The organism is Pseudacidovorax sp. 1753 (assembly GCF_040544975.1).
Taxonomy (GTDB): domain Bacteria; phylum Pseudomonadota; class Gammaproteobacteria; order Burkholderiales; family Burkholderiaceae_C; genus Xenophilus.
On sequence record NZ_JBEPKY010000011.1, the window covers coordinates 48,436 to 67,958 of the forward strand.

Below are 19,523 nucleotides of genomic sequence, written 5' to 3' on the forward strand. Positions count from 1 at the left end.
GCTTCGGCTCTGGCAAAAAGGCTGGAGTCGTCAGCCAAAGACATCCGCCTGAGCCAAGTGCAAAGCTGCCGCATCCTTGGCAGACACCTTCGGTTCGCCCCCGAAGTCGGGCCATTCGATCCCGATGTCCGGATCGCTCCACAGGATGCTGCGCTCATGCTCCGGCGCGTAGTAGTCGCTGGCCTTGTACAGAAAGTCCGCGCTGTCGCTGGTCACCACGAAGCCGTGCGCAAAGCCGGCCGGAATCCACAGCTGCCGGTGGTTGCTCTCGCTCAGCTCCACGCCCACCCACTGCCCGAAGGTCGGCGAGCTCTTGCGGATGTCCACCGCCACGTCGAACACCGCGCCACGCGTCACCCGCACCAGCTTGCCCTGCGCCTGCTGCAACTGGTAGTGCAGGCCCCGCAGCACGCCCCGGGTCGAGCGCGAATGATTGTCCTGCACGAACTCGATGTGCCGGCCCACCGCTTCGTCGAACACGCGCTGGTTGAAGCTTTCCATGAAGAAGCCGCGCTCGTCGCCGAACACCTTCGGCTCCAGGATCAGCACGCCGTCCAGCTTGGTTTGCGTGACGTTCATCCCCGGTACTCCTCGCGCAGCAGGCGCAGCAGGTACTGGCCGTAGCCGTTCTTCTTGAGCGGTGCGGCCAGCTTCTCGACCTGGGCCGCGTCGATGAAGCCCGCCCGCCAGGCGATCTCCTCGGGGCAGGCGATCTTCAGGCCCTGGCGCTGCTCCAGCGTGGCGATGAACTGGCCGGCCTCCAGCAGGCTTTCGTGCGTGCCGGTGTCCAGCCATGCATAGCCGCGCTTCATGATCTGCACGTTCAGGGTGCCCTGCTCCAGGTAGGCCTGGTTGACGGCCGTAATCTCCAGCTCGCCGCGCGCGCTGGGCTTGACGGCCTTGGCGATGTCCACGACCTGCTGGTCGTAGAAGTACAGGCCGGTGACGGCGTAGCTGCTCTTGGGCTGGGCGGGCTTCTCTTCGATGCTCACCGCGCGGCCGGCCTTGTCGAACTCCACGACGCCGTAGCGCTCGGGGTCATGCACGTGGTAGGCGAAGACGGTGGCACCGCTGGGCTGCGCATCGGCCGCGCCCAGCAGCTGCTGCAGGTCGTGGCCGTAGAAGATGTTGTCACCCAGCACCAGCGCACTGGGAGCACCGGCCAGGAACTGCTCGCCGATGATGAAGGCCTGGGCCAGCCCGTCCGGGCTGGGCTGCACGGCGTACTGCAGGTTCATGCCCCACTGGCTGCCGTCGCCCAGCAGTTGCTGGAAGCGCGGCGTGTCCTGCGGCGTGCTGATGATGAGCACGTCGCGCATACCGCCGAGCATCAGCGTGCTCAGCGGGTAATACACCATCGGCTTGTCGTAGACCGGCAGCAGCTGCTTGCTGATGGCCAGCGTGGCCGGATGCAGGCGCGTGCCGGAGCCTCCGGCGAGGATGATGCCTTTTCTGTTTTGGGTCATCGTTGGCTTCCTGGAAAGAGGGACGGACGGTCAATCCGCGCAGGTGGCTGCGATGGATGGGTGTTCGGCCGACCGTCAGAGGGTTTCGGCCAGCATGCGGGCCACGCCCGCCTGCCAGTGCGGCAGTTCGATGCCGAAGGTGCTGCGGATGCGGGAGGTGTCCAGGCGCGAGTTGTGCGGCCGCCTGGCCGGCGTGGGGAAGGCGCTGGTGGGCACGGCTTCCACCGCGTCGGGCGTGGTCTTGAGTTCGACGCCGCGGCGCAGCGCCTCCTCGACGACGAAGCGCGCATAGCCGTTCCAGGTGGTCGTGCCGCCGGCCACCAGGTGGTACAGGCCCGACTTCGTCGGATCGCGCAACGTCTCGCGGATGGCCAGCGCCGTGACGTCGGCCAGCAGCTCGGCACCGGTGGGCGCGCCCCACTGGTCGTCGATGACCGTCAGGCGATCGCGCTCCTTGGCCAGGCGCAGCATGGTCTTGGCAAAGTTGCCACCGCGTGCCGCATAGACCCAGCTGGTGCGAAAGATCAGGTGCCGGGCGCAGTGGCCTGCCACCAACTGCTCGCCTTCGAGCTTGGTGGCGCCGTACACCGACAGCGGGCCGGTCGCGTCGTCCTCGCGCCAGGGCGTCTCGCCGCTGCCGTCGAAGACGTAGTCGGTGGAGTAGTGCACCATCAGCGCGCCCAGCTTCTGCGCGGCCTGCGCCACGACGCCGGGGGCGGTGGCGTTGAGGGCGCGGGCAAAGTCGGGCTCACTCTCGGCCTTGTCGACCGCCGTGTGGGCCGCGGCATTGACGATGACGTCGGGGCGCACGGCCTCCACCGTGGCGGCCAGCGCCTCGGGGCGGCTGAAGTCGCCGTGCAGCTCGGTGCTGTCGAAGTCCAGCGCGACCAGCTCGCCCAGCGGCGCCAGGCTGCGCTGCAGTTCCCAGCCGACCTGCCCGCCCTTGCCGAAGAGCAGGACCTTCATGCCGCCGCCTTCGGCTGCTCTCCGTACTGCTTGGCCACCCAGTCGCGGTAGCCGCCGCTTTGCACGTTGCGCACCCATTCCTGGTTGGCCAGGTACCACTCGACGGTCTTGCGGATGCCGGTGTCGAAGGTCTCGGCCGGCTTCCAGCCCAGCTCGCGCTCGAGCTTGCGCGCGTCGATGGCGTAACGGCGGTCGTGCCCGGGGCGGTCGGTGACGTAGGTGATCTGCTCGGCGTAGCCCTTGCCGTCGGCGCGGGGGTGCAGCTCGTCCAGCAGCGCGCAGACGGTCTTGACGATCTCGATGTTGGGCTTCTCGTTCCAGCCGCCCACGTTGTAGGTCTCGCCCAGCTGGCCGGCCTCCAGCACGCGGCGGATGGCGCTGCAGTGGTCCTTGACGTAGAGCCAGTCGCGCACCTGCATGCCGTCGCCATACACCGGCAGCGGCTTGCCGGCCAGGGCGTTGACGATCATGAGCGGGATCAGCTTCTCGGGAAAGTGAAACGGCCCGTAGTTGTTGGAGCAGTTGGTGGTGAGCACCGGCAGGCCGTAGGTGTGGTGCCAGGCGCGCACCAGATGGTCGCTGGCGGCCTTGCTGGCCGAATACGGGCTGTTGGGCTCGTACTTGTTCTCTTCGGTGAAGGCCGGGTCGGTGGGCGAGAGGGTGCCGTAGACCTCGTCGGTGGAGACGTGCAGGAAGCGGAAGGCCGCCTTGCGCTCGGCCGGCAGCTGGCTCCAGTAGCCGCGCACGGCTTCGAGCAGGCGGAAGGTGCCCAGCACGTTGGTCTGGATGAAGTCCTCGGGGCCGTGGATGGAGCGGTCCACATGCGACTCGGCGGCGAAGTTGACGACGGCGCGGGGCTGGTGCTCGGCCAGCAGGCGCTCGATGAGGGCGCTGTCGCCGATGTCGCCCTGCACGAAGACGTGGCGCTTGTCGCCATCGAGCGAGGCCAGCGTCTGGAGGTTGCCTGCGTAGGTCAGCTTGTCGAGGTTGACGACCGGCTCGTCGGCGCCAGCCAGCCAGTCGAGCACGAAGTTGGCGCCGATGAAGCCGGCGCCGCCTGTCACAAGGATCATGTATCTCTCGCAGGAATCGTAGAAATGGCGCACCCTGGGAGCGGTGCGCCGAGGGGGGCGATTATCCATGCGCCTCCCCGGCGTCTTTTCAACCAAACGCTACATCACGCACGTCAGACCCACTCACTGTGACACTGTGTCAACAGCCGCGCCGATGCCGCAGCGCAGCATGGACGCCCCGGACACATGGGGTAGAGTGATCCGGCACAGAACACACAAGAGACAACGGAGGCTGCCCATGACACGGAAAGCGCCGCGCCGCACCGCCCAGCGCATCCAGGAAACCGCCCTGGCGCTGTTCAACCGCTTTGGCGAGCCCAACGTCTCCACCACGCTGCTGGCCACCGAACTGCGCATCAGCCCCGGCAACCTCTACTACCACTTCCCGGCCAAGGAGGCGCTCATCAACCGCCTGCATGAGGACTTCGAGGCCAGCCTCGACGCCCTCCTCGCCCAAGCCACCGACGTGCGTGACCTGGCTGGCGCCTGGCGCTTCGTGCGCGAGCTCTTCGAGCTGATGGGCCGCTACCGCTTCCTGTACCGGGACATGAACGACCTGCTGAGCAACAACCACCACCTGGAGACCCGCCTGCGCGAGGCGCTGTCGCGCAAGGAGGCCGCCATGCAGGCCATGCTCTCGGGACTGGCAGGGGCGGGACTGCTGCGGCTGGAGCCCGCGGAGCGCGAAACCCTGGCGCGCAGCATGGTGGTGCTGGCAACCTACTGGCTCAATTACGAATTCGTGTGCAATCCTCGCGAGGCGCTGGAGCCGTGTGCCATCTGCGACGCGATGGTGCGGGGCACCCGTCACACCCTGCAGCTGTTGGTGCCCTACCTGGGAGCCGCCCAGCGTGCAGAGCTGGTGCGCCTGGCGAGCGCGCCGGCGCCCGAGGAAGACGCCCTCTCGACCTGAGAAAGCCCGCCGCCATGCCGCCTGTCCTGCGCACGCCCCCGCCGCCCGAGCAGTGGGCCACGCCCGATTGCCTGGGCCGATTTCCTTTCGATGCCGCCCGGGTGCGGACCGCGTGGACGGCCCTGCACGCCGGCCAGCCCCTGCCGCCGCCCGCCACCGAGGCGCTGGCGGATGCCTGGGCGCTGTACCACGCCGGCGATTTCGCGGCGGCGGCCCAGGCCGGCCAGCGGATCGGCGGCGCACCGGGGGCCGCAGTGGCCGACCAGGCCACGGCCATCTATGCCAACTATGTGGAGCCCGACGACGAGCGGCGCCTGGCGCTGCTGCGCCAAGTGGGCGAGCGGGCCCTGGCCCGGCACGAGGCCGACGGGGCGGACGTGCAGGCGCTGTACTGGCATGCCTATGCGCTGGGACGCCATGCGCAGGCCGTGAGCGTCGCGCGGGCCCTGGCCCAGGGCCTGGGCGGTCGCCTCAAGGAGACGCTGGAGCGGATCATCCAGTTGCAACCCGACCATGCCGATGCGCACTTCGCGCTCGGCGCCTTCCACGCCGAGGTGATCGACAAGGTGGGCGAACTCGTCGCCCGCATGACCTACGGCGTGCGCGCCGAACGCGCGATCGAACTCTTCGAACGGGGCCTGGCGCTGCACCCGGCCTCGGCCACGGGCCGGGTCGAGTACGCACGGGCGCTGGTGGCGCTGCGCGGCGACCCGACACTCGCGCAGGTGCAACAGCTGTACGAAGACGCCGCCGCCGTCGAACCCCTGGACGCCCGGCAGTTCCTGGACCGCGAGGTGGCGCTGGCCTGCATGGCGGATTGACATCAGCCAGCGTTGTCGCGATCGAAAAGCGCACAATCGTGCTTTTTTCAGACCCGCCCGCCATGTCCGACCTGCAAGCCCGTTTCGAAGCCGCCGAAGCCCGCTCCAAGCTGCTGCCTTCACGCCCCGACAACCCCACCCTGCTGAAGATCTACGGCCTCTACAAGCAGGCGACCCTCGGCGACAACGCCGAGAAGAAGCCCAGCTTCAGCGACATCGTCGCCCGCGCCAAGTGGGACGCCTGGAACACGCACAAGGGCGTGTCGGCCGACGAGGCCAAGCAGAAGTACATCGACCTGATCGACGCCCTGCACGCCGGCTGAACAGGCCAGCCCATGACCAGGCCGCTCCCCGGAGCGGCTTTTTGTTGCCCGGTCGACGGGCCGTTCAGGGCGCCGGTGCGGACGCCAGCGCCGTCACCCTGGCCTCGTGCGTCGGCAGCCGCCCGATACGCTCCACCTCGGCATGGAAGCGCGACCAGTCCCCGTTGCAGCGCGCGAACAGCTGCTCGAACTGCGGCACCAGCTGATCGTAGGCCGCCTGCGCGCCGAAGGTTGCGTTGTTGGCGCGCGCCACCCAGGCGTCGTAGGCGCCCTGGCGGCTGTCGGCCGGCCAGCCGGCCCGCAGCTGCGCGTAGTGCTCGCGGAACTCGCGCATCGCGGCCTGCTTCATCGCCTCGACCTGGGCCCAGTCCCCTGCCTTCGCTGCCGGCGAACCATAGGCGCGCGCCAGCGCCTCGCGGGTGGACAGCATCAGTGCCTGCATCTGCCGGCGGCGCTGGTCGAAGCGGGCGTAGGCCTCGCGCGCCGGCTCGTCGGCCTCGTCGCGCAGCCACTGGGCGCTGCCCAGGCGTTCGACCGCCGTGGCGTAGGACTCGTTGAACACCGTATCGCCCGAGACATAGAAGCGCTGGTGCGCCAATTCGTGGAAGACGATACGTGCCAGCTCGCCGTCCGGATAGCCGATGAAGGTCGACAGCAGCGGATCGCCGCCCAGCCAGTTGAGCCAGCCCAGCGTCGAATAGGCGGGCACCGGGTAGACGGCGGCCTCCAGGCCCTCGGCCCGCTGGCGCGCCGCCTCCGCCTGGGCCTCGGCCTCGTCGTAGTAGCCGCGGTAGCCCACGCAGCCAGCCACCGGGTAGCACCAGGTCTTGAGCTGCAGCGAATAGGCGGGGGCCGCCACCACGTTCCAGACGGCGGCGGCGCGGTGCAGGTCGGCGTAGGCCGTGTAGCTGCGGTTGTCGGGCAGCGCCAGCCGCTCGCTGGCGTAGCGTCGGATGTGCTGGGCCAGCGTGAGCTTGCGGCGCAGGCCTTCGGACAGTGTGGCGTCCTGCAATACCTCGGGCACGGGGCGCGCCGCATGCAGGATGGCCAGGTGGCCCCCCACCGATTGCGCGTAGTAGCCCAGCGGCCCGCAGCCGGCGAGCAGCAGCGCCGCCATGGCCCCGCCGGTGGCCAACAACAGGCGCCGCCGCCTCGGCCGCGCCGGTGTCCCTGCAACATCGCCCGGGGTGCGCACGCCATCCGGGCCGGCGGCGGGCCCGCTCACGCCGCCACGGCCTCCACCTGCACCAGGCAGTCGTAGAAGGTGGGCCCGCGGCCCAAGTCGGTCAGGCGCTGGCTGGTCAGCTCGTTGACGTTGGTGCCGTCCACACCCAGCTTGCGCCACCAGATGCCCAGGCCGTTGACCACGCCGGGCCGGGCGCGGCGCGAGACCTCGGCGCGGCAGCGGTGCTCGCCGCGCGCGTTGAACACCCGCACCATGGCGCCGTCGGCGATGCCGCGCGCCGCAGCGTCGTCGGCATGGATCTCCACCAGCGGCTCGCCTTCCATGGACCGCAGGCTGGTCACGTTGACGAAGGTGGAGTTGAGGAAGTTGCGCGCCGGCGGCGAGATCATGGCCAGCGGATAGTCGGCCGAGCTGCCTGCGGGCTCGTAGTTGGGCAGGTGGTCCGGCAGCCCGTCCAGACCCTGCGCCGCCAGCCGGGCGCTGAAGAATTCGCACTTGCCCGAGGGCGTGGGAAAGCCGCCCTCGGCGAAGGGCGCCTCCGGCAGCGGCAGGGTGGCGAAGCCGTCGCGCTCCAGTGCCGCCCAGTCGATGGCCTCGGGGCGGAAGGCCTGGCGGCAGAGCGTTTCGTCGTCGTCGGTGAAGCAGGGCTCGTCGAAGCCCATGCGGCGCGCCAGCTCGCGGAACACCCAGGCATTGCTGCGCGCCTGGCCGCGCGGCGCCACGGCGGGGCGGTTGAGCATGACGTCGGTGTGGCCGTAGCTGAAGTGGATGTCCCAGTGCTCCAGCTGCGTGGTGGCGGGCAGCAGGTAGTCGGCATGGTCGGCCGTGTCGGTCTGGAACTGCTCCAGCACCACGGTGAACAGGTCCTCGCGCGCAAAGCCCGCCGCCACCTTGGCCGACTCGGGCGCCACCGCCACCGGGTTGCTGTTGTAGACCACCACGGCCTTCACCGCCGGCCCGCCGGCCAGGGCCGTGGCGTCGCCGGTCAGCACATCGCCGATGCTGCTCATGTTGAGCGTGCGGGGCTGACGGCCCGCGAGCAGGTCGGGCCGGTGCAGCGTGGCGCGGTCCACCGGGAACTGGCCGGAGGCACTGAGCAGCAAGCCGCCGGCCCGATGCCGCCAGGCGCCCACCAGCGCCGGCAGGCAGGCCACGGCACGGGCTGCATTGCCCCCGCCGCGCACGCGCTGCATGCCGTAGTTGAGGCGGATCGCCGCCGGCTTCGTGGTGCCGTAATCGCGCGCCAGGGCCTCGATCTGCGCCACCGGCACACCGCACACGGCGGCGGCGCGCGCCGGTGGCCATTGCAGGGCGCGCTCGCGCAACGCTTCCCAGCCCAGCGTGTGGCGGGCGATGTAGTCGTGGTCCAGCCAGTCGTGCACGATCAACTCGTGCATCAGCGCCAGGGCCAGCGCACCGTCGGTGCCCGGCAGCAGGGCGATGTGCTCGTCGCACTTGTCCGCCGTCTCGGTGCGCCGCGGGTCGATGCAGACCAGCCGCGCGCCCGCCCGCTTGGCGGCCTGCGCATGGCGCCAGAAATGCAGGTTGCTGGCGATGGCGTTGCTGCCCCAGATGAGGATCAGCTTCGCCTGCGCGAAATGCTCGATGCGCATGCCCACTTTGCCGCCCAGCGTGTAGCCCAGGCCCTCGCCACCGGCGGTGGAGCAGATGGTGCGGTCCAGCAGCGAGGCGCCCAGCTTGTGGAAGAAGCGCCGGTCCATCGATTCGCCCTGCACCAGGCCCATGGTGCCGGCGTAGCTGTACGGGAGGATGGCCTGCGGCTCATCGGCGGCGATGGCCTTCAGGCGGGCGGCGATGTCGTCCAGCGCCTCGTCCCAGCTCACCGGCTCGAAGCGGCCCTCGCCCTTGCGGCCCACGCGGCGCAACGGCTGCGTGAGCCGTTCGGGGTGGGCATTGCGCTCCAGGTAGCGCGACACCTTGGTGCACAGCACGCCGCCGGTGTGGCGGTGCGCCGGGTTGCCCTGCAGCTTGATGGCGACGCCGTCCTGCACCGTTGTGACCAGGCCGCAGGTGTCGGGGCAGTCGTGCGGGCAGGCGCCGAGGACGGTGTGCGTGTCGGGGGTGGGCATGGCGGCAGTCATGGTCATCGCGGAGGCGTCGGTGGCGCGGGGCACGTGGAAGGGCGAGTCTAGGAGTGCGTGGCGCACCGCGCCATCGCGTTTTGTTCATCTCAGCATCAAGGTCAGCGCATGAATGGCCACGCCGACCAGCCCGCCCACCACCGTGCCGTTGATGCGGATGAACTGCAGGTCGCGGCCCACGTGCTGCTCCAGCTCGGCCACCAGCTCGTCCGTGTCCCAGTCGGCCACGCGTTGCTCGATGTAGCGGCGGATGTCCTCGCGCCAGCGTTCGATGGCGGCAGGGGCCGCCTGCTCCAGCTGCTCATTGAGCCAGGCGCGCATGCCGGCGTCCGAGGCCAGCCGCTCGCCCAGCGAAGCCGCCAGTCGGGCGATGCGCTGGCCGATGGCCGAATCGGGCCGCGCCAGGTCGGCCTGCAGCCAGTCGCGCAGCTGCTGCCACAGGCCGTCGAGGTAGTTCCGCAGGCCATCGTGGGCCAGCAACTCGTCGCGCAGCCGTTCGCCGCGGGCGACGAAGGCCGGGTCCTGCTGCAGGCGCTGGACGAAGCTTTGCATGGTGGCGTCGAAGCGCTGGCGCAGCGGATGGGCCGGGTCGGCCGCCGTCTCGCCCAGCGCCCGCGCAATGCTGGCCACCAGCTTGCGCGTGGCCAGGCGCGCCGCGACCTGGTCCAGGCCGACGTAGCGCAGGGCCTTGACCTCCTGCGCGATGGATTCGGTGAGCTGGTCCTGCAGCGCCTCGTCGTCGAGCCACTGCGCGGCGTGGCCGAGTACCGCGTCGAGCATGGCCTGGTGGCGGCCTTCGGCCGTCAGTGTCTCCAGCACCTGGCCGGCGGTGCGCGAGAAGTCCAGCTGCCGCAGGCCCGCCGCCGCGGCGCGGCCGAGGAAGTCGCGCAACCGCTGGTCGTCGACGGCCTCCATCACCTGGCCGGCAGCTGCCACGCCGAGGCGGCCCAGCCGTTCGGCCTGCGCGGGGCGCGACAGCCACGCCGCGAGACGCCCAGCCGCATCGAAGGCGCGCAGCTTGGCCAGCACCTGCGCCGTGCCCAGGAAGTTGTCGCAGAAGAAGCGCGCCAGGTTGGCGCCCAGCCGCGCCTTGCTACGCGGCAGGATGGCCGTGTGCGGAATCGGCAGGCCCAGCGGATGGCGGAACAGCGCCACCACGGCGAACCAGTCGGCGATGGCGCCCACCATGGCCGCCTCGGCGAAGGCGGCCAGCCAGCCCCAGCCGGCGTGGCCGCCGCGCGCTTCCTGCCAGGTGGCCAGGGCATACAGCAGCGCGACGCCGACCAGCAGCGCCAGCGCCATCCGCTTCATCGGGCCGGGGCCCGTCGCAGCCGCCATGGGCCGGGTGTCAGCCAATCTCGGCGCTGTCGGCCAGGCCGTGCATGAAGGCCTCGCAGCGCGCCAACTGCGCGAGCGTCACGTACTCGTCGGGTTGGTGCGCCTGCTGGATGCTGCCGGGGCCGCACACCACGGTGGGAATGCCCGCGTTCTTGAACAGACCCGCCTCGGTGCCGAAGGCGACCAGCGTGGTGCCCGCTTCGCCGGCCAGACGCTGCGCCAGACGGGTGACCGGGTCATCCCGTCCGCCGAGGAAGGACGGGATCTCGCAGATGGTCTCGAAGCGGAAGCCCGCATCGGGCGCCACGCGCTGCATGCCGGGCTCCAGGCCGCGCGCATAGTCGACCACCTGCTGCTGCATGGCGCGTGCATCGGCCGTGGGCAGGTCGCGGAATTCGTAGCGGAACTCGGCGTCGCGCGGCACCACGTTGTCGGCGATGCCGCCGTGGAACTGGCCCACGCTGGCGGTGGAGAAGGGCACGTCGAAGCCGTCGTAGCGCGGCTCCTCGCGCTCGAAGGCCTCGGCCATGTCGCGCACCTTGCCTACCACCCGCGCCGCCATCTCGATGGCATTGACAGAATGCGGCGTGAGGGAGGAATGCGCCTCCTTGCCGCGCACGCAGCAGCGGTAGCGCCACACGCCCTTGTGCGCGATGGCGGGCACCATGGACGTGGGCTCGCCCACGATGCAGGCAAGAGGCCTGACGCCAGCGTCGCGCATGTCGGCGATGAGTTCGCGCACGCCAAAGCAGCCGATCTCCTCCTCGTAGCTGAAGGCGAAGTGCACCGCGAAGGGAGCGTTGCCGGCCAGGATGCGCTCGGCATTCGCCAATGCGATGGCGATGAAGCTCTTCATGTCGGCCGAACCGCGGCCGAAGAGCGACAGCCCCTCGGGACCGTCTTGCACGACGGCGGAGAGCGGATCGACCGTCCAGGCCTGGCCCTCCCACGGCACGGTGTCGGTGTGGCCCGAGACGATCACGCCGGCCGGCTTGCCCTCGCCCAGCGTGGCGAACAGGTTGGCCTTGGTGCGCTCGGCATTCCAGGTCAGCCGGCTCTTCACGCCCAGGCTGGCCAGGTGATCGCGCGCGAACTCGATCAGTTCGAGGTTGCTGCGGTCGCTGATGGTGTTCATGCGCACCAGCGCCTGGGCGAAGGCCAGCGCGCGGTCGGAAAGCGGGAGTTGGCTCATGGGGCCGGATTGTGGCCGCGCCGCCTTGTCCCCATCCCGCCCTGCGGCAAGGCCGGAAGGCGGGCTTGCCCCTGCCGCGGGCATCCGTATTGCTTGCACCGGCATCCCGGGCGTGTCAGCCTGCGCCGGCCTGCCCCCACTAGACTGCCTTCCATGAAGCTCATCGACTCGATCGTCACCCAGGCGGCCGGGATCGCCGCCATCCGCCGCGACCTGCATGCCCATCCCGAACTGGCCTACGAGGAAGTGCGCACCGCCGATGTCGTCGCGGCCCGCCTGACCGAATGGGGCATTCCCATCCACCGCGGCCTGGGCACCACCGGCGTGGTCGGCATCGTCAAGAACGGCAGCAGCGATCGCGCCGTGGGCCTGCGCGCCGACATGGACGCCCTGCCCATCAACGAACTGAACACCTTCGACCACGCCAGCAAGCATGCCAACAAGATGCACGCCTGCGGTCACGACGGCCACACCGCCATGCTGCTGGCCGCGGCCCAGCATCTGGCGGAGAACCGCAACTTCGACGGCACGGTCTACCTGATCTTCCAGCCGGCGGAAGAAGGCGGCGGCGGCGCCAAGCGCATGATCGACGACGGCCTGTTCGAGAAATTCCCGATGGAAGCGGTCTTCGGCATGCACAACTGGCCCGGCATGGCGGCCGGCCAGTTCGCCGTCAGCCCCGGGCCGGTCATGGCCTCGGGCAACAAGTTCTACATCACCGTGCGCGGCAAGGGCGGGCACGCTGCCCTGCCCCACACCACGGTGGACCCAGTGCCCATCGCTTGCGAGATGGTGCAGGCCTTCCAGACCATCCTGACGCGCAAGATGAAGCCGCTGGACTCGGCCGTCATCTCGGTCACGACGGTGCATGCGGGCGACACCAACAATGTGATCCCGAACGACTGCGAGCTCACCGGCACGGTGCGCACCTTCTCGGTGGAGGTGCTGGACATGATCGAGGCGCGCATGCGCAAGATCGCCGAGCACATCTGCGCCGCGCACGATGCCGAGTGCGACTTCGAGTTCGTGCGCTACTACCCGCCCACCATCAACACCGCGCCCGAGGCCGACTTCGCCCGACAAGTGATGGCCGGCGTGGTGGGCGAGGCCAACGTGCTGCGCCAGGAGCCGGCCATGACCTCCGAGGACTTCGCCTTCATGCTGCAGGCCAAGCCCGGCGCCTATGCCTTCATCGGCAACGGCGACGGCAGCCACCGGCCGCATCTGCATGGCGAAGGGCCTTGCGTGCTGCACAACGCCAGCTACGACTTCAACGACGAGCTGATCCCCCTGGGCGCCAGCGTGTGGGTAAAGCTGGCGGAAGAATTCCTCGCCCAGCCCCCGGCCGCGAAGAAGTGATGGACGCCACGCAGGCCTTCTCGCCCAGCTACGCGCTGGCGCGGCAGAAATTCCTGGCGGCCTGCGTGTCGGCCGGCATCCCGGTCGAGACCCATCCCCTGCCCTTGCCCGGCGCCGACGGCGAAGCGTTGGCCCTGGACGTGGCGCGCGATGGGCCGGCCGATGCCGAGCGGGTGCTGATCGTGACCAGCGCCTGCCATGGCGTGGAGGGCCACTGCGGCAGCGGGGTGCAGGTGCATGCGCTGCACGACGTGGCCTGGCGCGCGGCGGCGCGCGATGCCGGCGTGGCGGTGGTCTACATCCATGCGCTCAATCCGCACGGCTTCTCGCACGGGCGGCGGGTGACGCAGGAGAACGTGGACCTCAACCGCAACTTCCAGGACTTCTCGGCGCCGCTGCCCGTCAACAAGCCCTATGCCAAGCTGCACGCGCTGCTGCTGCCGCCGCAGTGGCCGCCCGCGCCCCGCGACCAGGAGGCGCTGGAGCACTGGATCGCCAAGCACGGCATGGGCGAGTTCCAGGCCGCCGTCACGCAGGGCCAGTACGCCTTCGCCGGCGGCATGTTCTTCGGCGGGCAGGCGCCAACCTGGAGCCAACGCACGCTGCGGCAGGTACTGCGCCAGCATGCCGCCCGCGCAAGGCGCCTGGCCTGGATCGATCTGCACACCGGGCTGGGGCCCAGCGGCCTGGGCGAGCGCATCTTCGCGGGCCGCAACGACCCCGCCGCCTACGCGCGCGCCAGCGCCTGGTGGGGCGGCGGTGGCACGACGCCGGTCACCTCCATCTATGACGGCAGTTCGGCCTCGGCCCTGCTCACCGGGCTGATGTGGAGCTCGGCCTACGAAGAATGCCCGCAGGCCGAATTCACCGGCATCGCCATGGAATACGGCACCGAGCCGCTGATGGAGGTGCTCACCGCCATGCGCGGCGACCACTGGCTGCATCTGCATCCCGAGGTCGCGCCGGAGCTGGCCCAGTCGATCCACCAGCGCATGCGGGCGGCCTTCTACACCGACACGGATGTGTGGAAGCAGCGCATCGTGGACCAGGCGCGCGAGGCGCTGTTCCAGGCAGCCGAAGGGCTGCGCGGCTGAGCGTTGGTAACGCGGGGCGTGCAGCCCTGCACGCGGCAATGCCGAGGGGTTGGGATGGGAGAGACAGGACGCCGGTGGCTCAGCCGGCGATGCGCGCGGCGCGGTCGCCGGCAATGACCAGCAGGCCGTCCATGATGAGCGACTCCACCAGTTCGAACTCCACCGACATCGACGGCGCCATCTTCCAGCCCGCGCCGCCGGTCATGTAGCAGGCGGGCTCGGCCCCGCAGTGACGGCGGACGTGCTGCACCATGCGCTCGACGGCGCCGGCGATGGCATAGGTGCCGCCGCTGGTGAGGGCATCGCTGGTGTTGGTCGGAAACTCGCGCACCTCGCCGGTGGGCACATGCAGGCCGGCGGTGCCCGACTCCAGCGCGCGCAGCATGATGCCGTGGCCGGGCAGGATCAGGCCGCCGAGGAACTTGCCTTCGGCATCGATGGCCTCGACCGTGACCGCGGTGCCCACCATCACCACCACCATCGGCCGCGGCCGGCCGCCGGCCACCTGCGCCAGCATGCGATGGCGGGCGCCGATCATGGCCACCCAGCGATCGGCACCCAGACGCGTCGGATGGTCGTAGCCGTTGACCATGCCGCACTCGGCCGCACTCGACACCACCCAGCGCGGCTCGAAATCGAAGCTCTCCTCCACCTGCTCCTCGGTGCGGCGGCGCACCGCGTCGCCCGCGACCACGCAGCCGATCATGGCATCGGGCCGCACGGGCAGCGAGGCCCAGGGCCCTTCGGACAGGCGGTCGATGTGGTCCAGGAACTCGGCCCCCGAGGCCAGCGGCACGCTGCCTGGCTGGGCCTGGGCGTAGAGCGCCCACTTGAGCCGCGTGTTGCCGATGTCGAGTGCGAGGAGGGAAGGCATGGGCGGGCATTATTGCCCCGCCGCCTGACCGCGCCCCGGCTTGCGCCGGATCAGGAGGACCGCACTGCAGCCGTCCTACTAGGGAAATCCGGAATTTCCCGGACAAGGCCGGTCCCTACCATTCAGGTCCTTTTCACCCTCTGTCGGAGCAGTTTCGAATGAAGAAGACCATCGCCCTGGCCGCCCTTGCCGCCCTCACCTTCGGCGCGCAGGCTGCCGACTTCCCCGATGGCAAGACCATCACCTTCGTCGTGCCCTTCGCGGCGGGTGGCCCGACCGACAAGGTGGCACGCGACCTGGCCGAGGCCATGCAGAAGGCCCTGGGCGCCACCATCGTGGTGGACAACACCGCCGGCGCCGGCAGCACCATCGGCAATGCCAAGGTGGCCCGCGCCAAGAACGACGGCTACACCCTGCTGGTCACCCACGTCGGCATGGCCACCACCCCGGTGCTCTACCGCAAGCTCAGCTACAACTGGGAGACCGACTTCGAGTACCTGGGCATGATCAACGACGTGCCCATGACGCTGATCGGCAAGCCGCAGCTCGAAGCCAACAACTTCAAGGAGCTGCAGACCTGGATCGCCGCCCACAAGGGCAAGGTCAACCTGGGCAACGCCGGCATCGGCTCGGCCTCGCACCTGTGCGGCCTGCTGTTCCAGAGTGCGCTGAAGGCCGAGATGACGACCGTGCCCTACAAGGGCACCGCGCCGGCCATCGCCGACCTGATGGGCGGGCAGATCGACCTGCTGTGCGACCAGACCACCAACACCACCGGCCAGATCGAGGCCAAGAAGGTCAAGGCCTATGGCGTGACCACGCTCAAGCGGGTGAACACCCCAGCGCTCAAGGACATCCCGACGCTGGACGAGCAGGGCCTGAAGAACTTCCAGGTGACGATCTGGCACGGCCTGTACGCGCCCAAGGGCACGCCGGCACCGGTGCTCAAGAAGCTCAACGACGCGCTCAAGACCGCGCTGAAGGACCCGGACTTCATCCGCCGCGAGGAAGCCCTGGGCGCCGTGGTGGTGAGCGACAAGCGCAGCGACCCGGCCGAGCACAAGAAGTTCGTGCAGTCCGAAGTGGCCCGTTTCGGCCCCGTGATCAAGGAAGCCGGCGTGTACGCCGACTGATCACAGGCCCGCACCAACGACAAAGGCCCGCCAGCGATGGCGGGCCTTTGTCGTTCAAGACACGCCTCCTCTTGTGGAAGCGCGCAGCCTGGGGGAGGCTCCTTACTTCGGTCGGATGGCGTCGGCGGTGCCTTGAATGAACGCCTTGATCGCCTCCACATCCTCCATGCTCAGCTTGCCCGTGAAGTCCGGCATGCCCCGCGACATGGCCGGCCCCTTGAAGACAAACTTGTCCAGGTTCTCGATGTAAGGCGCCCCGAGGTAGCCCAGGTTGGGAATGTTGCCGCCGCGGTCCACGCCCGGCACGCCATGGCAGAAGACGCAGTTGCTCACGTACAGCCCCGTGCCGGCCTGCACCTTGGCGGGGTCGTACTTCACGCCCTGCAGCAGCTTGTCCATGCGGTACTGCACGAACTCCGGCATCTTGGCGGTGCCGCCCACCGCGAAGGTGTAGACGGTGCCAGGGCCCTGCCGCTCGCTGGCGCGCTGGGCCAGTCCGTACACGCCGCCCCAACCCACGGCCACCGACACATACTGCTTGCCGTCGACCATGTAGGTGGACGGCGCCGCCACCACGCCGGTGCCGGTGGGCGTCTCCCACAGCTTCTTGCCGTCGCGGGCGTCATACGCCACCAGCCGGCCGTCGGCCGTGCCCTGGAAGACCAGGTTGCCGGCGGTGGTCAGCGTGCCGCCGTTCCAGGGCGAGACATGCTCGACGCCCCAGGCCTCCTTCTGCTTGACCGGGTCCCAGGCCACCAGGCGGCCCATGGGCTTGCTCTTGGGCGGCTCGGCATTGGCGAACTTGGCGAGGTTCCAGCCCAGGTCCGAATGCGGACGCAATGGCGCGTTCTCGTTGAACTTCCAGTCCTTGTCGTCCATGAGCGTGATCGGCACATGCTGCGCAGGCAGGTAGACCAGTCCCGTCTTGGGGTTGAAGGACATCGGATGCCAGTTGTGCGCACCGAAGGGACCGGGGATCGAATCGTTGGGCTTGGTGCCGTCCCGGGCGGCGGCGACCTCGATCGGCCGGCCGCTCTTGTCGTAGCCCGTGGCCCAGTTCACCTCGACGAAGTTCTTGGCCGAGATGAATTTGCCGTTGGTGCGGTCGATGACGAAGAAGAAGCCGTTCTTGGGCGCATGCAGGATCACCTTGCGCGGCTTGCCGTCCAGCTTGATGTCGGCCAGGATCATCGGCTGGGTGGAGGTGTAGTCCCAGTTGTCGCCGGGCGTCTCCTGGTAGTGCCACTTGTACTTCCCGGTGTCCGGGTCCAGCGCCACGATGGACGCCAGGTACAGGTTGTCGCCGCCGGCCGGGCTGCGCTTGCTGCGCGCCCACGGCGAGCCGTTGCCGGTGCCGATGTACATGGTGTTGAGCTCGGGGTCGAAGGCCATGGTGTCCCACACCGTGCCGCCGCCGCCGCTTTCCCACCACTTGCCGGCCGGGTCCCAGGTCTTGGCGGCCCGGGCCTGGGCCTCGTCCTCGAAGGGCTTGGACGGGTCGCCCGGCACGGTGAACCAGCGCCACTTCTGGTCGCCCGTCTCGGCGTCGTAGGCGGTGATGTAGCCGCGCACGCCGTATTCGGCGCCGCCGTTGCCGATGATGACCTTGCCCTTGAACACCCGCGGCGCGCCGGTGATGGTGTAGCTGCGGGCATGGTCGATGAGCGTGTCCTTCTCCCACAGCTTGTTGCCCGTGGCGGCGTCGAGCGCGATCAGCCTGCCATCGAAGGCACCGACGTAGACCTTGCCCTTCCACAGCGCCACGCCGCGGTTGACCACGTCGCAGCAGCCACGGTAGCCCTTGGCGCGGTCGACCTGCGGGTCGAAGCTCCACAGCCGCTGGCCGGTGCGCACGTCGATGGCATGCACCACGCTCCAGGAGGCCGTCACATACATCACGCCGTCGACCACCAGCGGCGTGGCCTCGACGCCGCGCGTGGATTCGAGGTTGTACGACCAGACCAGGCCCAGTTGGCCCACATTGCCGGTGTTGAGCTGGTCGAGCCGGCTGTAGCGGGTCTCCGCGTAGTCCAGGCCCACGCTGGGCCATTCGGGCGTTTTCTGGGCATTGGCCCGGATGAAGTTGCCGTCGACCTTGGCGGCCGGTGCCGCCTTGGGAGCGGTGTTCTGGGCCTGGACCAGGCAGGCCCAGGCAGCCAGCGCCGCGAGCGCAAGAAGCCTCATCGTGTGTCTCCTTCTCGGTTCTTGGTTGAAGCGAACGCCTTCGAGGATGCCGCCGCGCAGGGGGCCCTTTCACCCTCGGGAATTCCCGGGTGCTGGCCTGTTCCATTGCGGAACACAGTCGGCCGCAGCCGAAGGAGGTTCCGCTTGCCGACTGCCACACTCACCGGTGCCCACACGCCGCGCCAGCTGTTCGCCACCACGCCCGAAGAGCGGACTGCACAGGCACGCACGCGCTTTTTCGACGAAGGTGACCGTCCCTCGGGTCTGGTGGCGGAGGAGGTGCTGCAGTCCTGGATGCGTTGCCGCCGTCGGCACGAGAACCCCGGCCGCACCATCGCCTTCGATCCGGTCACGCCCAGCCGGCTGCACGGCGCACTGTCGCGCAACCGAGCGTTGCTCGACGCCGCGGCCACCGAGATCGCCGCCATGGAGGGCGCCCTGTCGGGCACGGACTGTCGCGTCATCCTCACTGATCGCGAGGGCGTGCTGCTGCATGTCACGCACCATCCCATGGCACCGCAGCAACCGGTGCTGGGCCGTACGGCCCGGCTGGGGGTCAACCTGGCCGAGTCGGTGGTGGGCACCACGGCACCGGGTATCGTGCTGTGCACCGGGCAGGCCAGCACGGTCGAAGGGGGCGAACACTACTTCGACACGCTCCGCCAGGTGCACTGCGCCGCCGCGCCGATCCGCGGGGTGGACGGCCGCCTGGCGGGCGTGCTGGACCTGTCGGTGGAGTCGCGCCGCTTCGGCTTCGATGCCGGCTCGATGGTGGGTCTGTATGCCACCGTCATCGAGAACCGGCTGCTTGCCCGCCAGTCCGGCGAGCATCTCGTGCTGCGCTTCCAGGCCAGCCCTGCGCTGCTGGGCACGCCGCTGGAAGCCATGGCCGGCGTGTCGCAGGATGGGCGCGTGGCTTGGCTGAACACGGCAGCCTCGCGCCTGCTCGGGCCCTTGCCGCGCGATCCTCTGGCGCGCTCGGCCGTGCGCTTCTTCGGCCGCGACCTGCACGGGTTGCTGCGGCTCGGGGGCGGCGACGGGGCCAGGCCACTGCGCCTGACGAGCGGCCTGGGTGTGTGGGCACAGGTGCGTCTGCCCGGCAGCGATGGCCTCAACCTGCGTCATGGCGTCGCCTTGTCGAGCCCGACACGCACGCCGCCTCCGGCGCCCCTGCCCGATGCGGGAGGCATAGAGCCTGCACCTGCCACGCTGCGCGGCCTGCAGCAGGACCTGATCGAACGCACGCTGCAGGAAAGCGGCGGCAACATCGCCCGCGCCGCGCGCCAGCTCGGGGTGTCGCGTGGCACGCTGTACCGCCGACTGCGCCAGCGGCCCCAGCCCGGCTGACAGGGAGCCCGGCAGCGGCCGACCCAGCGGGCAGGCTCATGCCGCCCCCATGCGGGTCTCACCCAGGCTGTCGCCGCAGCGTCCTCGCCCCGCCGGGCACGCGCGCTAGCATCACCCGACCGGCCGCTCGAGCCGGATCCGCAGAAGCAAGA

At 69.7% G+C, this 19,523-nt stretch carries 17 protein-coding genes; 7 read left to right on the forward strand and 10 right to left on the reverse strand.

The window, feature by feature from the left end; genetic code table 11:
- Positions 1-30: 30 nt before the first annotated feature.
- The 4 genes from rfbC to rfbB form a co-directional block, all read right to left on the reverse strand.
- A complete protein-coding gene (gene rfbC, locus ABIC63_RS15180) occupies positions 31-579 on the reverse strand; it encodes a dTDP-4-dehydrorhamnose 3,5-epimerase (protein WP_354320381.1) in 549 nt (182 codons plus the stop codon).
- Positions 576-1,466: a glucose-1-phosphate thymidylyltransferase RfbA gene (rfbA, locus tag ABIC63_RS15185; RefSeq protein WP_354320382.1), complete on the reverse strand. Its 891-nt coding sequence runs from the start codon at positions 1,464-1,466 to the stop codon at positions 576-578. Before rfbA ends, rfbC begins: the two co-directional genes overlap by 4 nt.
- A 75-nt stretch (positions 1,467-1,541) precedes the next feature.
- On the reverse strand, positions 1,542-2,432 hold the full coding sequence (gene rfbD, locus ABIC63_RS15190; protein WP_354320383.1) for a dTDP-4-dehydrorhamnose reductase: 891 nt from the start codon (positions 2,430-2,432) through the stop codon (positions 1,542-1,544).
- Positions 2,429-3,505 (reverse strand): dTDP-glucose 4,6-dehydratase, encoded by a 1,077-nt coding sequence (rfbB, locus tag ABIC63_RS15195; protein ID WP_354320384.1) that lies wholly within the window; start codon positions 3,503-3,505, stop codon positions 2,429-2,431. Before rfbB ends, rfbD begins: the two co-directional genes overlap by 4 nt.
- Positions 3,506-3,743: 238 nt before the next feature.
- On the opposite strand from rfbB, the gene ABIC63_RS15200 reads away from it, so the two are divergent.
- The 3 genes from ABIC63_RS15200 to ABIC63_RS15210 all read left to right on the forward strand — a co-directional run bounded on the left by ABIC63_RS15200 (position 3,744) and on the right by ABIC63_RS15210 (position 5,562).
- Entirely contained in the window at positions 3,744-4,418 is a 675-nt protein-coding gene (locus ABIC63_RS15200; RefSeq protein ID WP_234193074.1) for a TetR/AcrR family transcriptional regulator, read from the forward strand.
- Between the two features lie 14 nt (positions 4,419-4,432).
- Positions 4,433-5,239 (forward strand): tetratricopeptide repeat protein, encoded by an 807-nt coding sequence (locus ABIC63_RS15205; RefSeq protein ID WP_294368381.1) that lies wholly within the window; start codon positions 4,433-4,435, stop codon positions 5,237-5,239.
- Between the two features lie 62 nt (positions 5,240-5,301).
- Positions 5,302-5,562 (forward strand): acyl-CoA-binding protein, encoded by a 261-nt coding sequence (locus ABIC63_RS15210; protein ID WP_294368379.1) that lies wholly within the window; start codon positions 5,302-5,304, stop codon positions 5,560-5,562.
- 64 nt (positions 5,563-5,626) lie between these two features.
- On the opposite strand, the gene ABIC63_RS15215 is transcribed toward ABIC63_RS15210, so the two are convergent.
- From ABIC63_RS15215 to argE, 4 genes are all read right to left on the reverse strand, one after another.
- Positions 5,627-6,679 (reverse strand): aminopeptidase, encoded by a 1,053-nt coding sequence (locus ABIC63_RS15215; protein WP_502935880.1) that lies wholly within the window; start codon positions 6,677-6,679, stop codon positions 5,627-5,629.
- 104 nt (positions 6,680-6,783) lie between these two features.
- A complete protein-coding gene (locus tag ABIC63_RS15220; protein WP_354320386.1) occupies positions 6,784-8,838 on the reverse strand; it encodes a molybdopterin-containing oxidoreductase family protein in 2,055 nt (684 codons plus the stop codon).
- A gap of 96 nt (positions 8,839-8,934) precedes the next feature.
- The gene (locus ABIC63_RS15225; RefSeq protein ID WP_354320387.1) at positions 8,935-10,188 is read right to left on the reverse strand and encodes a DUF445 domain-containing protein; all 1,254 of its coding nucleotides are present in this window, start codon (positions 10,186-10,188) and stop codon (positions 8,935-8,937) included.
- Between the two features lie 10 nt (positions 10,189-10,198).
- On the reverse strand, positions 10,199-11,380 hold the full coding sequence (gene argE, locus ABIC63_RS15230) for an acetylornithine deacetylase (protein WP_354320388.1): 1,182 nt from the start codon (positions 11,378-11,380) through the stop codon (positions 10,199-10,201).
- A gap of 153 nt (positions 11,381-11,533) precedes the next feature.
- On the opposite strand from argE, the gene ABIC63_RS15235 reads away from it, so the two are divergent.
- Complete coding sequence (locus ABIC63_RS15235) at positions 11,534-12,739, forward strand: M20 aminoacylase family protein (protein ID WP_354320389.1); 1,206 nt, start codon at positions 11,534-11,536, stop codon at positions 12,737-12,739.
- Entirely contained in the window at positions 12,739-13,833 is a 1,095-nt protein-coding gene (locus ABIC63_RS15240; RefSeq protein ID WP_476348321.1) for a M14 family metallopeptidase, read from the forward strand. The genes ABIC63_RS15235 and ABIC63_RS15240 overlap by 1 nt, the downstream gene beginning before the upstream one ends.
- 79 nt (positions 13,834-13,912) lie before the next feature.
- On the opposite strand, the gene ABIC63_RS15245 is transcribed toward ABIC63_RS15240, so the two are convergent.
- Positions 13,913-14,707 (reverse strand): type III pantothenate kinase, encoded by a 795-nt coding sequence (locus tag ABIC63_RS15245; RefSeq protein ID WP_294368363.1) that lies wholly within the window; start codon positions 14,705-14,707, stop codon positions 13,913-13,915.
- 158 nt (positions 14,708-14,865) lie between these two features.
- Between ABIC63_RS15245 and ABIC63_RS15250 the strand changes: the two genes are divergently transcribed.
- A complete protein-coding gene (locus ABIC63_RS15250) occupies positions 14,866-15,840 on the forward strand; it encodes a tripartite tricarboxylate transporter substrate-binding protein (protein ID WP_294368361.1) in 975 nt (324 codons plus the stop codon).
- A gap of 102 nt (positions 15,841-15,942) precedes the next feature.
- Here the strand turns inward: ABIC63_RS15250 and ABIC63_RS15255 are convergent, their stop codons facing one another.
- Positions 15,943-18,024: a PQQ-dependent dehydrogenase, methanol/ethanol family gene (locus ABIC63_RS15255; RefSeq protein WP_354320391.1), complete on the reverse strand. Its 2,082-nt coding sequence runs from the start codon at positions 18,022-18,024 to the stop codon at positions 15,943-15,945.
- A 144-nt stretch (positions 18,025-18,168) separates the two neighbouring features.
- On the opposite strand from ABIC63_RS15255, the gene ABIC63_RS15260 reads away from it, so the two are divergent.
- On the forward strand, positions 18,169-19,371 hold the full coding sequence (locus tag ABIC63_RS15260) for a helix-turn-helix domain-containing protein (RefSeq protein WP_294368356.1): 1,203 nt from the start codon (positions 18,169-18,171) through the stop codon (positions 19,369-19,371).
- Positions 19,372-19,523 lie beyond the last annotated feature (152 nt).